The organism is Pseudomonas sp. 3296 (assembly GCF_031456615.1).
GTDB lineage: Bacteria > Pseudomonadota > Gammaproteobacteria > Pseudomonadales > Pseudomonadaceae > Aquipseudomonas > Aquipseudomonas mucoides.
Genome location: NZ_JAVDUY010000010.1, coordinates 306,243 through 320,297, shown reverse-complemented (window position 1 = coordinate 320,297; position 14,055 = coordinate 306,243). Strand labels below are relative to the sequence as shown.

General features: G+C 58.1%; 14 protein-coding genes. 4 read left to right on the top strand and 10 right to left on the bottom strand.

Annotated elements, in window-relative coordinates; all coding sequences use genetic code 11:
- Positions 1-102: 102 nt before the first annotated feature.
- From msrQ to J2X66_RS27205, 6 genes are all read right to left on the bottom strand, one after another.
- Positions 103-723, bottom strand: a complete 621-nt coding sequence (gene msrQ, locus J2X66_RS27230) for a protein-methionine-sulfoxide reductase heme-binding subunit MsrQ (RefSeq protein ID WP_310270881.1) — start codon at positions 721-723, stop codon at positions 103-105.
- Positions 723-1,736, bottom strand: a complete 1,014-nt coding sequence (gene msrP, locus J2X66_RS27225) for a protein-methionine-sulfoxide reductase catalytic subunit MsrP (protein WP_310270879.1) — start codon at positions 1,734-1,736, stop codon at positions 723-725. The genes msrQ and msrP overlap by 1 nt, the downstream gene beginning before the upstream one ends.
- Positions 1,737-1,799: 63 nt before the next feature.
- Positions 1,800-2,657, bottom strand: a complete 858-nt coding sequence (gene pssA / locus J2X66_RS27220; RefSeq protein WP_310270876.1) for a CDP-diacylglycerol--serine O-phosphatidyltransferase — start codon at positions 2,655-2,657, stop codon at positions 1,800-1,802.
- Between the two features lie 145 nt (positions 2,658-2,802).
- Complete coding sequence (gene ilvC / locus J2X66_RS27215; protein WP_007948647.1) at positions 2,803-3,819, bottom strand: ketol-acid reductoisomerase; 1,017 nt, start codon at positions 3,817-3,819, stop codon at positions 2,803-2,805.
- 48 nt (positions 3,820-3,867) lie between these two features.
- The gene (ilvN, locus tag J2X66_RS27210) at positions 3,868-4,359 is read right to left on the bottom strand and encodes an acetolactate synthase small subunit (RefSeq protein ID WP_003176102.1); all 492 of its coding nucleotides are present in this window, start codon (positions 4,357-4,359) and stop codon (positions 3,868-3,870) included.
- A 2-nt stretch (positions 4,360-4,361) separates the two neighbouring features.
- Positions 4,362-6,086 carry an acetolactate synthase 3 large subunit gene (locus J2X66_RS27205; RefSeq protein WP_310270872.1) on the bottom strand — a complete coding sequence of 575 codons (1,725 nt, stop codon included), beginning with the start codon at positions 6,084-6,086 and terminating at the stop codon, positions 4,362-4,364.
- A gap of 400 nt (positions 6,087-6,486) precedes the next feature.
- On the opposite strand from J2X66_RS27205, the gene J2X66_RS27200 reads away from it, so the two are divergent.
- Positions 6,487-6,903: a DUF4124 domain-containing protein gene (locus J2X66_RS27200; RefSeq protein WP_310270869.1), complete on the top strand. Its 417-nt coding sequence runs from the start codon at positions 6,487-6,489 to the stop codon at positions 6,901-6,903.
- 18 nt (positions 6,904-6,921) lie between these two features.
- Here J2X66_RS27200 and J2X66_RS27195 read toward each other — a convergent pair whose 3' ends face one another.
- From J2X66_RS27195 to mrcB, 3 genes are read right to left on the bottom strand one after another with little or no spacing between them, the layout of a single operon-like run.
- On the bottom strand, positions 6,922-7,257 hold the full coding sequence (locus tag J2X66_RS27195; protein ID WP_310270866.1) for a YqcC family protein: 336 nt from the start codon (positions 7,255-7,257) through the stop codon (positions 6,922-6,924).
- Entirely contained in the window at positions 7,257-7,997 is a 741-nt protein-coding gene (locus tag J2X66_RS27190) for a tetratricopeptide repeat protein (RefSeq protein WP_310270864.1), read from the bottom strand. Before J2X66_RS27190 ends, J2X66_RS27195 begins: the two co-directional genes overlap by 1 nt.
- Before the next feature lie 16 nt (positions 7,998-8,013).
- Entirely contained in the window at positions 8,014-10,338 is a 2,325-nt protein-coding gene (mrcB, locus tag J2X66_RS27185) for a penicillin-binding protein 1B (protein ID WP_310270861.1), read from the bottom strand.
- 118 nt (positions 10,339-10,456) lie between these two features.
- On the opposite strand from mrcB, the gene J2X66_RS27180 reads away from it, so the two are divergent.
- From J2X66_RS27180 to J2X66_RS27170, 3 genes are all read left to right on the top strand, one after another.
- A complete protein-coding gene (locus J2X66_RS27180; RefSeq protein ID WP_310270858.1) occupies positions 10,457-12,013 on the top strand; it encodes an AAA family ATPase in 1,557 nt (518 codons plus the stop codon).
- Between the two features lie 90 nt (positions 12,014-12,103).
- Positions 12,104-12,448 (top strand): pentapeptide repeat-containing protein, encoded by a 345-nt coding sequence (locus tag J2X66_RS27175; RefSeq protein ID WP_027924142.1) that lies wholly within the window; start codon positions 12,104-12,106, stop codon positions 12,446-12,448.
- A gap of 222 nt (positions 12,449-12,670) precedes the next feature.
- Positions 12,671-12,943: a TfoX/Sxy family protein gene (locus J2X66_RS27170; protein WP_007948654.1), complete on the top strand. Its 273-nt coding sequence runs from the start codon at positions 12,671-12,673 to the stop codon at positions 12,941-12,943.
- 252 nt (positions 12,944-13,195) lie between these two features.
- Here J2X66_RS27170 and J2X66_RS27165 read toward each other — a convergent pair whose 3' ends face one another.
- On the bottom strand, positions 13,196-14,047 hold the full coding sequence (locus J2X66_RS27165; RefSeq protein ID WP_310270855.1) for a ChaN family lipoprotein: 852 nt from the start codon (positions 14,045-14,047) through the stop codon (positions 13,196-13,198).
- Positions 14,048-14,055: the final 8 nt, after the last annotated feature.

The following is a 14,055-nucleotide window of genomic DNA, read 5'->3' as shown; positions in this document are numbered from 1 at the left end:
CCGAAAACTGCGTAACTCTTTGTTTACCAAGGAGTTTTCCGTTTCGACTGCGCCGGAAGTGGGGCGAATTATAGACATCCAGAATCTGCCGTCAACCTTTAATTACGCCTTTCGTACGGATGGTGCCTTTTTAGCCACTAAACGCGGGATTCGACGGGCAACCGCCGGTACACGCAACACTAATAGCAAAGCCCCTATAGAGGCATACACCGCCCACTCCTTCAGATCGGCGCGAACGATCCACAACATATGCAGCAACCCAAGCCCGAGAATTACATAGACCAGGCGATGCAGCTTCTTCCAGCGCGCACCTAAACGTCGCTGACTGTAGCGATTGGAGGTCACCGCCAACGCCAGCAAACACAGAAAGCCCAATGTGCCGACGATAATGTACGGTCGCTTGCGCAACTCAACCCCCAGTTGCGACCAGTCAAACCCGAGAATGAACGCCGTATAGCCACTTAAGTGCAAAACCACATACGCGAAGCACCACAATCCCAACTGCCGGCGCACAGCAATCCACCCTGCCCACCCGGTGAGTTTTTGCAGAGGCGTCATGCTGAGTGTGATGAGTAACAGGATGAGCGTACCCAGCCCCAATCGATCGACCAGCACTTTACCCGGATCAGGCCCCAGCACATCCGCCCAGGCCTGATACAACCAAAGCAACGGCCACACCGCTGCCCCGATGAAGACGCCAATACGCCAAACCGGAAAACGCATCAGTAGTTCTTCCGCAGATCGAGCCCTGTATAGAGAGAGGCCACTTCATCGGAGTAGCCATTGAACATCTGCGTGTCCCGCACATTGGGTTTGAACAGACCACTGGGCAATCGACGCTCCCGCGCCTGAGTCCAGCGCGGGTGATCAACCGTCGGATTCACGTTCGCGTAAAAACCATACTCATCCGCAGCGATGCTCTGCCAGGTGGTTTTCGGCGGCTCGCTGACCAGGCTGATACGCACAATGGATTTGATGCTCTTGAAGCCGTACTTCCAGGGCACCACCAGACGCAGCGGCGCGCCATTCTGATTGGGCAGTTCACGCCCATACATACCCACCGCAAGAATCGCCAATGGGTTCATGGCTTCATCCAGACGCAACCCTTCTACATACGGCCAGTCGATCAAGGCAAACCCGGAGCGCTGCCCCGGCATACTCTTGGGATCTTCCAGGGTTTCGAAACGAATGTATTTTGCCTTGGAGGTCGGCTCGACTTCCTTGAGCAGCGCCGAGATGGGAAAGCCGATCCACGGAATGACCATCGACCAAGCCTCAACGCAGCGAAGACGATAGATCCGTTCCTCCAGCTGATAAGGCTTCATGAAGTCTTCCAGCGCATATCGTCCCGGCTTGCCCACCTCGCCATCCACCACCACGCTCCACGGCTCGGTCTTTAGCGCGCCTGCCTTGGCAGCGGGGTCGCCTTTATCAGTGCCAAACTCATAGAAGTTGTTGTAGTGGGTTGCGTCCTTGAACGGCGTGATCGCTTCGTCCCTGACGTTGACCGCGCCCCATTTAGTAGAAGAAAGCTTTTCGGCAAACCAGGAAGGCGCCCTGCCAGCCTCGACATCGGCATAGCGCGCAGCGTCTTCGGCACTCGCCCAGCGCGGCAGGCTACTGACAGCCAAACCGGCAACGGCAGCACCGAGAACACTGCGACGAGATAGGTAGAGGGATTCAGGCGTGACGTCCGACTCATGACAGTCAGACGCTTTGGGGACTTTGATCAGCATGGCAACTCCGCAGCATTGGAGAACAGTTGCACCAATAGACTGCGGAGTATGAGGGAAATTACATCACTCGGCGTTTTTGTGCCGACGAAGACGCAACAGGTACTGCACCGGGCCGGAGGCCGCATAACCGAGGAAAACCAGCAGCAGAATGCGTGGCGGATCACTGAAGACCACGGCAAACACCAGCACCACCGCAAGAATCGCCACGAAAGGTACGCGCCCTTTCAAGTCCAGCTCCTTGAAGCTGTTGTACTTGATATTGCTGACCATCAGCATGCCAGCCGCCGCCACCATCAGCGCAACCAGGAAGGACATCTTCGACCCCTGAATGCCGTAGTCGCTGAACGCCCAGACGATCCCTGCGACCACACCCGCCGCTGCCGGACTGGCCAGGCCGATAAAATAGCGCTTGTCTGCGGTGCCAACCTGAGTGTTGAAGCGCGCCAGACGCAGCGCAGCGCCAGCCACATAGATGAAGGCGACCATCCAGCCGACCTTGCCCATATCACCCAAGGCCCAGCCAAACGCGAGCAATGCCGGCGCGACGCCAAAGGCGACCATGTCCGACAACGAGTCGTACTCGGCGCCAAACGCGCTTTGGGTATTGGTCATGCGCGCTACGCGGCCATCGAGACCGTCGAGCACCATGGCCACGAAAATCGCGATCGCAGCGAAAGCAAAGTACTTGCTCGCATTGACCGAATCACCGGCACTCAACGCGGCCTGGGCACTCATCGAGTTGATGATGGAATAAAACCCTGCAAACAGGTTCGCAGTGGTGAACAGATTCGGCAGAAGATAGATACCACGATGCCGGACTTTGCGGCCTTCAGCGTCATGCCCTTCCTCGATGTGTTCATCGATGGGCAGCAGGCTTTCGGCGTCAGAAGCCTGGTTTGGCTCTTCGGGGCGTTCGCTCATGGACATTACCTTGCAACAGGATGGAAAGTTTTCGACAGGTGTCTGGGACGACGGTTCGGCCACAAACGATGCAGCTTTATACCAGAAGCGGCGTTCCAAACGAAAAAACGCGGCCTAGGCCGCGTTTTTCGTACAGGGTCGCGACTTAGTTTTTGGCTTTGTCGACGATCTTGTTGGCACCGATCCACGGCATCATGGAGCGCAGTTGCTCACCGATGATTTCGATACCGTGAGCGGCGTTGTTACGACGCTTGGCGGTCATCGAAGGATAGCCGGTTGCGCCTTCGCTGATGAACATCTTGGCGTATTCGCCGTCCTGAATACGTTTCAGGGCGTTGCGCATGGCCTGGCGGGATTCGGCGTTGATCACTTCCGGACCCGTCACGTACTCGCCGTACTCAGCGTTGTTGGAGATCGAGTAGTTCATGTTGGCGATACCGCCTTCGTACATGAGGTCAACGATCAGCTTAAGTTCGTGCAGGCACTCGAAGTAGGCCATTTCTGGCGCGTAGCCAGCTTCAACCAGAGTTTCGAAACCCGCTTTAACCAGCTCAACGGTACCGCCGCACAGAACGGCTTGCTCGCCGAACAGGTCGGTTTCAGTCTCGTCCTTGAAGGTGGTTTCGATGATGCCGGTACGACCGCCACCAACGCCAGCAGCGTAGGACAGTGCAACGTTTTTGGCGTTGCCCGAAGCATCCTGGTAGATAGCGATCAGGTCAGGGATACCGCCGCCTTTGACGAACTCGGAACGCACGGTGTGGCCCGGTGCTTTCGGCGCGATCATGATCACGTCGAGATCAGCGCGCGGAACAACCTGGTTGTAGTGGATCGCGAAGCCGTGGGAGAAGGCCAGGGTGGCGCCTTTCTTGATGTTCGGCTCGATTTCGTTCTTGTACAGGGCAGACTGGAACTCGTCCGGGGTCAGGATCATGACCAGGTCGGCAGCTGCAACAGCGGAAGCAACGTCGGTCACTTTCAGGCCATGAGCTTCGGCTTTGGCAACAGTGGCCGAACCTTTACGCAGACCAACGGTAACGTCAACGCCGGAGTCTTTCAGGTTGCACGCCTGAGCGTGGCCTTGGGAACCGTAACCGATGATGGCAACTTTCTTGCCCTGGATGATGGACAGGTCGCAGTCTTTTTCGTAATAAACTTTCATGAAATTCCCCTATATATCCAGGCCGTTCAGGCCATTCGCTAATCTGGTTTAGATGCTGAGTACTTTGTCGCCGCGAGCAATACCGGTTACGCCGCTACGGACGGTTTCCAGAATCGACGCAGTGCCAATGGACTGAATGAAGCTGTCGAGCTTGTCGCTGGTACCGGTCAGTTGAACGGTATACACGCTAGCGCTGACATCGACGATCTGCCCACGGTAAATATCGGTGGTACGTTTGATCTCGGCGCGCTGGGCGCCGGTGGCCTTGACCTTGACCAGCATCAGTTCGCGCTCGATGTGAGCACTCTCCGACAGGTCGACCAATTTGACCACTTCGATCAACTTGTTCAGGTTCTTGGTGATCTGCTCGATCACTTCATCATGGCCAACCGTGGTCAGCGTCAGACGCGACAGGGTCGGGTCTTCGGTTGGCGCCACGGTCAGGCTTTCGATGTTGTAGTTGCGCTGCGAGAACAGGCCGACTACACGAGACAGAGCGCCCGGTTCGTTTTCCAGAAGCAAGGAAATAATGTGTCGCATGATTAAGTACGCTCCGTCTTGCTCAGCCACATATCGCGCATGGAGCCGTCTTTGATCTGCATCGGATAGACGTGCTCGCTGGTGTCGACTGAAATATCCAGCACGACCAAGCGATCCTTCATGGCGAACGCCTCTTCCATCTGCGACTTCAAGGTTTTCGAGTCAGTGATGCGCACGCCAACGTGACCATAGGCTTCTGCCAGCTTGACGAAGTCAGGCAGCGATTCCATGTACGAGTGCGAGTGACGGCTGCCGTAACTCATGTCTTGCCACTGGCGAACCATACCCAGAACACCGTTGTTCAGGATGACGATTTTGACCGGCAAGCCATATTGCAGACAGGTGGACAGCTCCTGAATGTTCATCTGGATACTGCCCTCGCCCGTCACGCAGACGACGTCGGCATCCGGGAAGCTCAACTTGATGCCCATGGCCGCCGGAAAACCGAAGCCCATGGTGCCCAGGCCACCGGAGTTGATCCAGCGATTAGGCTTGTTGAACTTGTAGTACTGCGCGGCGAACATCTGGTGCTGGCCCACGTCCGAAGCGACATAAGCATCGCCCTTGGTGACTTCGCACAGGGTTTCGATCACGGTCTGCGGCTTGATGACGCTGCCGTCGCCCTTGTCGTAAGGAAACAGGCCACCATCACCGCGCCACTCGTCAACTTGCTTCCACCAGCTGGCAACGGACTCCTTGTTCGGGGTCTCGCCGATTTCCTTTAGGATCGCGACCATTTCGGTCAGGACGCTCTCGACCGGGCCGACGATAGGTACGTCTGCCTTGATGGTCTTGGAGATCGAAGCCGGATCGATGTCGATGTGAATGATCTTGGCATTCGGGCAGAATTTCGCCGGGCCATTGATCACGCGGTCATCGAAACGCGCGCCGACCGCAAGGATCACGTCGGCGTGGTGCATCGCCAGGTTTGCGGTGTAGCTGCCGTGCATGCCGAGCATGCCGATGAACTGACGGTCGGTGCCAGGGTAGGCACCCAGACCCATCAGGGTATTGGTCACTGGCAGGTTGAGCATCTTCGCCAATTCGGTCAGCGGCGCGGAGCCACCACCGAGAATCACGCCGCCACCGGCGTACATCACCGGACGCTTGGCCGCCAGGAGCATTTCTGCCGCCTTGCGGATTTGCCCGGAATGACCGCGAACGGCCGGGCTGTAGGAACGCAGCTTGGCTTTTTTCGGGAAGATGTATTCGTACTTCTCGGCCGGGTTGGTCATGTCTTTCGGGATATCGACAACGACCGGGCCCGGACGACCGGATTGCGCCAGGTAGAAGGCTTTCTTCATGACTTCCGGGATTTCCGACGCGTGCTTGATCATGAAGCTGTGCTTCACGATCGGCCGGGAGATACCGATCATGTCGGTTTCCTGGAACGCATCGGTGCCCACCATGCTGCTAGGCACCTGGCCGGAAATGACCACCATAGGAATCGAATCCATATAGGCGGTGGCAATACCGGTGATGGCGTTTGTTGCGCCAGGACCGGAAGTCACCAATACCACGCCGGCTTTACCCGTGGCACGGGCATAGCCGTCAGCCATATGGGTAGCCGCTTGTTCGTGACGAACCAGGATGTGGGTCACTTCCGGTTCTTTGAACAGGGCATCGTAAACATGAAGAAGAGCACCACCCGGGTACCCGTAGATATATTTGACGCCTTCGTCACGCAAGAAGCGGACGAGCATCTCACCGCCAGATAAAAGCTCCACGTTGTTCACCTCTAAAACGCCAGAATACCGCCCACATAAACGGGGACGGGTCTTAATAGGTTTACTTCTCAGCAGAGCATGAGCGACGGTGGTCGCCGACTACGTCAGCACTGACTGAGCAAGTATTGGGATCGTCCCAAGTGTTGCGGGCCTTTCCCACCCAGCGCGAGGTAACGCGTTGCGGGTGTAACAGGTCGGCGCGGATGTGCGCCTCATGATCTGCTGAGTGGGTCTGCTTCTGGCAGTCCCTCTACAGCGGACTTTGGATTCTTCTGTTTCGTCCCCTGCAAGTCAAGTCGTCTATGTGCTTTATTGAAGTAAGCACATGAGAAAGCAAGAAAAAATCGCTAAACAGCGACTGTGTTAGCTTCGATTGCGCAACTCATGACAAGGAAATGGCATGCGAACGATCTTCTTCATGGTCAGCCTGCTGATCAGCCCTTTGTGCACGGCCGCCCAGATCTACAAATGGGTCGATGCCCAGGGCGTGACTCACTTCGACGCACAACCACCCCAAGGCCAGCAGGCCACCACCGTGGTGACGCCCTCCTCTTCCGTGAGCCAACCGGCCACAGTGCCCGGCAATAAAGCCATCGGCAATCAGCAGGAAATCGACAACAGGGTGAAAAAGCAGGTCGCCGAGCAGCAGGCCCAACTCAAGGCATTTTGCGTGCAGGCGCGCACGAATCTGGCGCAACTGCAGAACAATCCGCGACTTCGGGAGGATGTGGAGGGCGAAATGCGTCGCCTGACCGATCAACAACGTCAGGAACGCATCAGCGAAACGCAGAAACAGATTGCGCAAAACTGCCAGTAGGCACTGGCAGTTTCCGATTCAGCGGGAGAGGGTGATCAGCAGATCGAACTCTTTGAGCAACACTTGCAGCTGTCGATCCCGGCCCTGGACATCACGGGCGGCGAAGACCATTTCGGCCATCTCCTGAATCCCGGAGACGGCGGGCAATGGCAGGTCCTGCTCGAGGATCATCTTCATCCGGGGCAGGAAGATCCATTGCAGCCACTGCTCGAAATCCAGCGTATCGACCGAAAACGGCTCGACGCTGGAAAGTGCTTCAGCGGAGGGCGAGACTTCATCCCACCACCCCTGCACCCGCAGTTCACGCTCAATCAGCAGCAACTGCTCGGCAATCTTCGGGAAGCGCGCGTCCATCACAGCGAAACCTTGGCCTTCTGACGGGCCAATGCTGCGCCGGCAGAATCACCTTGCTTCTCGCGTGCCTGGGCGATCAATTCCCACAGGCTGGCCTGAAGGTCTGGACGGCCATTGGCGAACGTCAGACCACGACGAGCGAATTGTTCAGCCTGGGGCGCATCGCCTTGGGCCATGCGCACTTGAGCCAGGCGATAAAGCACTTGCGGCTCACGCGGTGCAACGCGCTGGGCACGTTCCAGGCTGGACGAAGCACCGTTGAGGTCGCCGCTCGCCTGTTGCTGCTGAGCCGTGGTCAGCAGCGCCAGCACCGGACCATCCAGCTGCTCGTCGGCAGACAGACCGCCGGCGTTTGCCGAAGGAATCCCGCTCGGCGTCGACGGCATGCTGTAGCTGCCCTGATTGATCGGTGCCGACTGGACCGCAGACGTGTCGATCGGCCCCGGAGTAATCGGGCCTGGCGTGATCGGCGAGGTGCTGATCGGTGCCGAGGAGACAGCGCCGCCACCCGGGACCATCACCACCACACCGGTATCGCCTTGCGGAATCGCCTGGGTTTGCGATTGGGCTTGCGCAGGACGCTTCACGGTCGACTTGCGGAAACCGCCATTGGCCGAAATCCGCTCGCTGTTGGACACAGCCGTGCCGGAGTCTTCAACCGGAATCGAACCGCGTTGTACGGTGGAGCAACCGCTGAGCAACGCCACGGCGACAACCGCTGGTATCAACCACTTGTTCACGTAAATCCCTCTTTGCTTAATTCATCCAGCCCTTGACCCAATCCATCACCGTTTCGCCGGAAGCAGGGCTTTCGCCACCGCAAGCCGCACCGGGAGGTGGTTCGCTGCCGCGAATATACGGCATCTGTACCGCGCCTGGGCAGTTGGCGTCGGAGCCTTGCCCGGTACGCGAATCGACCCAGGCCTGAACCACATTGTCCGGTTGCGGCATGTCCAGCGGCAGCGGATCGGCTTTGCGCATGAAGCTGGTCCAGACCTGCAAGGCGCCGGTCGCGCCAGTGAACGGCGTCTTGCCGTTGTCATCGCGGCCTAGCCAGACCACCGCCAGCAAGTCCTGACTGAAACCGGCGAACCAGCTGTCTCGCGAGTCGTTACTGGTACCGGTCTTACCGGCCAGTGTCAGGGTTTTCGGCAACACGTTATAAACCGAACTGCCGGTACCTTCACGCATGACCCGTTGCATGGCGCTCTGGATCAGGTAAATGGACGCCGGATCAAAACGCTGCTCTATCTGGAACGGATAACGCTTGAGCGGTTCGCCCTCAGCGGTCAAAACGCTACGAATCCCGCGCATCGGCGTATTGAAACCACCGTTGGCCAGCGTCTGGTACATGGTCGCCACTTCAATCGGCGTCATGCCACCTGCGCCCAGCAACATCGACGGGAATGCCGGGAATTCTCGGGTCACGCCCAAGCGAGCGAGGGTCTTGAGGACATTCGGTACTCCCACTGCCAGGCCAAGACGCGCGGTCGACAGGTTGTAGGAATGCGCCAGCCCCTGATAAAGGAACACCGTCCCGTGGGAACGACGATCGTAGTTCTGTGGTTTCCAGACCTGACCGTCCGCGCCTTTGACCGAGAAGGACTCGTCCGACAGCCAACTGGTCAAGGTGTACTGGGTGGGTTTCTCAAGAGCCGTCAGATAAACCGCCGGCTTGATCAACGACCCCACAGGACGCACCGCATCCAGCGCACGGTTGAAGCCGGCAAAACTCGCCTGGCGACTGCCGATCATGGCCTGGACCTCTCCGGTTTCCGGGTTGGTCACGACCATCGCCGCTTCAACGTCATCGGACCCCTTGCGACCCGACAGACGCTTGAAGGTGTCGTTGACGGAGGCTTCGGCTTTCATCTGCAGAATCGGGTCGAAGCTGGTGAAGATCCGCAGGCCTTCTTCGGTCAAGTCTTCGTCACGGTAGTCTTCGCGCAACTGGCGTTTAACCAGATCGAGGAAACCCGGGAACGAGCTGTCGGCCAATTTGCCGCGTGTCGTCACGCCCAATGGCATGTTCTTCGCCGCAGCAACTTGTTCAGCGGTGGCGACGCCCTGCTGTTCAAGGACGTCGAGCACCAGATTGCGTCGCTCAAGCGCCCGCTCGGGATTGCGACGCGGGTTGTAATAGGACGGCCCTTTGACCATCCCCACCAGCAAGGCAACCTGATGCAATTTCAGTTCGGACAATGGCTGCCCGAAGAAGAACTGGCTGGCCAGACCGAAACCGTGCACCGCGCGCTGGCCGTCCTGACCGACGAACACTTCGTTGAGGTAAGCCTCAAGAATTTCCCGCTTGTCATAATGCAGCTCAAGCAACATCGCCATCATCGCTTCGGTGAGCTTGCGGGTCAGGCTGCGTTCGCTGGTCAGGTAGAAGTTCTTGACCAGCTGTTGGGTCAGCGTACTCCCACCCTGGGTCATCTTGCCGCCAGAGGTGTTGACGTAGACCGCTCGGGCAATCGACTTCGGCGACACGCCCCAGTGGCTATAGAAATCCCGATCTTCCACGGCGACCAGAGTTTCCAGCAGATACGGCGGCACCTGATCGATTTTGATCAGGATGCGGTCTTCGAGGTTTTTCGGATAAATCCCGCCGATCAGCAGCGGCTCAAGGCGCACCACCGACAGCTTCGAACCGTTGGTCGCCGAAAGCTCAGCGACATAGTCGCCGGAGAAACGCACGCGCACAGGCTGCGGTTTTTCCAGGCCTTCATAAAACTGGAAGCCACGGGTATTCAAATCAACAGTATTGCCGTTGACTGCCGCAGCGCCGGGGCCATTGCTCACGCTTTCGCGACGGTAGCCCAGGGCGTCGAGCTCGGTGAGGAAGTCATCCTTGCTCAGCTTCTGGCCGGTAAACAGCTCCAGCGGGCGCGCATACACCTTGGCAGGGATCGTCCAGCGCTTGCCGGAGAACTTTTCCTGGACGATAGCGTCGAGGTAAACCGCGAATCCGGCAAGCACCACGAGGCCGACCAGACTGAGTTTAAAGGCCCAGCCCAGCCACGGGCTAAGGCCCCTGGAAGGTGGTTTTTTTGGAGTGCGGGGGGATCGAGTACGAGTCATGGCGGCGGATTATACGCACTTTATTGATACTCAACAGGCGCCCTCCGAGGTTTGCGTCAGGCGGACTTGCGGCCATAATGGCGGCCTTGCATTTTTCCCAGTCTTTGAAGGATCGCCTGTGAGCCAGTCCCTGATCGCCGCTCTGCAAAACCCGGCCCTCTACCCGCATGCGGTAGACGGGTTCCAGGTCATCGAAACCCATATTTCCTGGGTCATCCTCACAGGCCCCTTTGCTTATAAAGTGAAGAAGCCGGTGAACTTCGGCTTCCTCGACTTCACCAGCCTCGGTGCCCGCGAGCACTTCTGCGGCGAAGAACTGCGTTTGAACCAGCGCCTGACCAACGATTTGTATCTGGAAGTGTTGCCAATCACCGGCACCGCCGATGCCCCTCAATTCGGTGGCGATGGCCCGGTCGTCGATTTCGCCCTGAAAATGCGTCAATTTCCACAAAGCCAGTTGCTCAGCACCCTGCAGGCCAATGGCGAACTGACCACCGCGCACATCGACGAGATGGCCGCGCAGATTGCTCAATTCCACCTCAACGCACCGAAAGTGCCTGCCGAACACGAAGCCGGTACCCCGGACAGCGTGATGGCACCGGTACGCCAGAACTTCGAGCAGATCCGTCCGTTCCTCAGCGACAAGGCCGACCTGGTGCAACTCGACGCCCTGCAAGCCTGGGCCGAAAGCAGCTTCGAACGCCTCAAACCACTGTTCGCCCAGCGCAAGGCCGAAGGCTTCATTCGTGAATGCCACGGTGATATCCACTTGGGCAACGCCACCGTGATCGATGGCAAGGTCGTGATTTTCGACTGCATCGAATTCAACGAACCGTTCCGTTTCACCGACGTCTACGCCGACACCGGTTTCCTGGCGATGGACCTGGAAGACCGTGGTTTGAAATGCCTCGCGCGCCGTTTCGTCAGCCAGTACCTGGAGCTGACCGGCGACTATCAAGGCCTTGAACTGCTGAACTTCTATAAGGCCTACCGCGCACTGGTTCGCGCCAAGGTCAGCCTGTTCAGCATGCCCGCCGAAGCCGATCCGGTGCAGCGCGCAACGACCCTGCGCCAGTACCGCAATTACGCCAACCTGGCGGAAAGCTACAGCACCATTCCTTCACGCTTCATGGCGATCACCCACGGCGTGTCTGCTGTCGGCAAAAGTCACGTGGCCATGCGCCTGGTCGAAGCGCTGGGCGCCATTCGCCTGCGCTCGGATGTAGAACGCAAACGTCTGTTCGGTGAACAAACCGTAGCGAATGATCCACAGGCCGGCATTTATAATGCAGACGCCACTGCCGCCACCTACAGCCGCCTGCATGAAATCGCCGGAATCATCCTGCGCGCCGGTTTCCCGGTAGTAATCGATGCCACTTACCTCAAGCGCGACCAGCGTGACGGCGCGGCGAAAATTGCCGAGGCCACTGGTGCACCGTTCCTGATCCTCGATTGCCATGCGCCGCAAGCTGTCATTGAGAGCTGGCTGGCCCTGCGTCAGGCAGACAAAAAGGATCCGTCCGACGCCAACCTGGCCGTTATCGCAGCCCAGCAAGCCAATCGTGAAGCGCTGACACCCGCTGAGATTCTGTGCAGCAAGCGCGTCCAGACCAATGAAAGCGGGACCCTCGACACCGTTGTTGCGCAAATCCGCCAACGCATGCCAGGCCTGTAAAAACTATTTCAGCCGTGAAGCCTTCCCTGGCTTCACGGCTGTCAAATAGTGGCACTATACTGGCGTCATAAAACCATCAGGTGATGCGACATGAGCCAGCCCAAACTTCTCGACACCCCGCTGTATGCCTTGCTGCACAAAGACGACATCGCAGGATTCAACAATGAGCGGCCCAAAGACGGACCTATCGACATGGCCGGTGGCGATTTCCGGGGCCTGGACTTGCGTGAACTGAATGCCGATGGCGTCGATTTCACTGATGCCTATTTCCGCTCCGCCGATTTGCGCGGCATCGATTTTCGCAGCGCACAACTGGAAGGCGCAAGCCTGGCCCATGCGCAGATCTCCGGTGCCTACTTCCCGGCAGAGCTGAGCGCGGACGAGATCCTGATGTCGATGAACTTCGGCACACGCCTGCGTTATCGCACTCGCTAAAAACGACGTCTTAGCCTGACACGTCCAGCGCCCCCCGCTTTGCGCTGGATGCCGTTTGATCGCCCGAAAACCGACTTCTGGCGCCCCTTCCCTACCCGTCTTTGCCTCGTCCTCTTAGAAGCTTTTGCGTCGAAACCGACCAAACAATCACGCTTTTCCTACTGATGGCTACACTCCTGAGAAGCTCGCCCACGCACCGTTCGGCCGTCGCAAGGAGGCTTGATGAATGATGAACTGCAACACCTGAAGAATCTTGGCAAGACGTCGGCGCAGTGGCTGCATGCCGTGGGCATCCACAGCGCCTCGGATTTGCGTCGCCTCGGGGCGGTGGATGCTTATCGGGCCGTGCGTACGCGCGGGTTTCGGGCGTCAAAGGTGTTGTTGTATGCGATCGAAGGTGCCCTGATGGATGTGCACTGGAACGACATTCCGGCCGAGCGTAAAGAAGCCTTGAACAAACAGCTGGAAGCGATTTCCTCGCGCCACAAGGCTTGATGGCATTGGCTTTGAACCGAATTGGCGGGGTATCTCAAAGAAACTGAAAAACAGCGGTTGACATGGTAATGAGAATCGCTATGATTACCACCAACCGGTCGCGAGACTGGTCGATATTTGAAAAGCCCTTGGTTCGGACTCTCAGATATCTCCTCATCAGGCTAATCACGGTTATTCGACCCGGCTCTTGCCGGGTCTTTTTTTGCCTGTGAATTTTTGCCTGTGCCTTTTTACCTGTGAAAGCACCGGTCGTTACTTGCCGAATTGCTTGCGCATCTGTGCGCAGTAATCCTGAGGCGACGAAGCAGGCGTGTACCAGACGTAATCGGCCATTGCCGCTGTCACCTCCGCCCCCTGCTCTGCCAGCAGCAACACCGTCGGCGCTGGCGCCTGCCCCAAATCCAGTGCATGGATCGGCACACCAACGTCCTTGCGCGCGTGATAGGCGCCGGCAAACAGCAATGAAGGTGTTGGAGCCGCCAGCAAGCGCTCGGCCATTCGCCGGTCTCGTTGTTGCTGGACCGCCAACATGGCGGGCATTTGCGAAGTGGGCAGCAAACCACAATGGGAGTCGCTGATCTCTGCCAGCAACTCCTCCTTGACCGCTGCCGCATTAGAGCGCGAGCCACTCAATGCCGGAGGTTTGGCATAGACCGCGCGAACGTCGAGGTTGTCCAGGTTGGCCGCAAGCAAGGGATAGGGTTGAGTCAGCGCAAAACGCACGATGGGCCCGTAAAGCGCCCAGTCCCACCCTTCCTGCCAGGCCAAGGCAACTGGCAAATTGGACGGTGGCGTCGGCCCATGACGAACATCATCAACCCGCGACTGCTGATCCGGCGTGAGCATTTCAAGGAGCAAACTGCCTTGCGGCCGTTGCTCCCCCAGCGACTGCAACAACCACAGTTCCAGCTGATGGTGATCGCGATTGTCATGCTGCTCGCCGACGATCAGCCGCGAAGGCTTGGCCAGTCGCTCAAGCAGTTCCTGCGCGGTCAGGACCTGACCGTTTCGCAGGTCACGGATTTCACCGTTGACCGGCGGTGGCACCGCAACATGCTGGCAGGCACTCAAGAGCAGTACGGCCAGCAGAAAAATCCCACGCATGTTCACCT

Bases quoted from the DNA above. Each gene is read 5' to 3' on its own strand.
- mrcB (WP_310270861.1), bottom strand. From the start codon at position 10,338: ATGACTCGTACTCGATCCCCCCGCACTCCAAAAAAACCACCTTCCAGG.
- J2X66_RS27175 (WP_027924142.1), top strand. From the start codon at position 12,104: ATGAGCCAGCCCAAACTTCTCGACACCCCGCTGTATGCCTTGCTGCAC.
- ilvC (WP_007948647.1), bottom strand. From the start codon at position 3,819: ATGAAAGTTTATTACGAAAAAGACTGCGACCTGTCCATCATCCAGGGC.
- J2X66_RS27170 (WP_007948654.1), top strand. From the start codon at position 12,671: ATGAATGATGAACTGCAACACCTGAAGAATCTTGGCAAGACGTCGGCG.
- J2X66_RS27200 (WP_310270869.1), top strand. From the start codon at position 6,487: ATGCGAACGATCTTCTTCATGGTCAGCCTGCTGATCAGCCCTTTGTGC.
- msrQ (WP_310270881.1), bottom strand. From the start codon at position 723: ATGCGTTTTCCGGTTTGGCGTATTGGCGTCTTCATCGGGGCAGCGGTG.
- msrP (WP_310270879.1), bottom strand. From the start codon at position 1,736: ATGCTGATCAAAGTCCCCAAAGCGTCTGACTGTCATGAGTCGGACGTC.
- J2X66_RS27195 (WP_310270866.1), bottom strand. From the start codon at position 7,257: ATGGACGCGCGCTTCCCGAAGATTGCCGAGCAGTTGCTGCTGATTGAG.
- ilvN (WP_003176102.1), bottom strand. From the start codon at position 4,359: ATGCGACACATTATTTCCTTGCTTCTGGAAAACGAACCGGGCGCTCTG.
- pssA (WP_310270876.1), bottom strand. From the start codon at position 2,657: ATGAGCGAACGCCCCGAAGAGCCAAACCAGGCTTCTGACGCCGAAAGC.
- J2X66_RS27165 (WP_310270855.1), bottom strand. From the start codon at position 14,047: ATGCGTGGGATTTTTCTGCTGGCCGTACTGCTCTTGAGTGCCTGCCAG.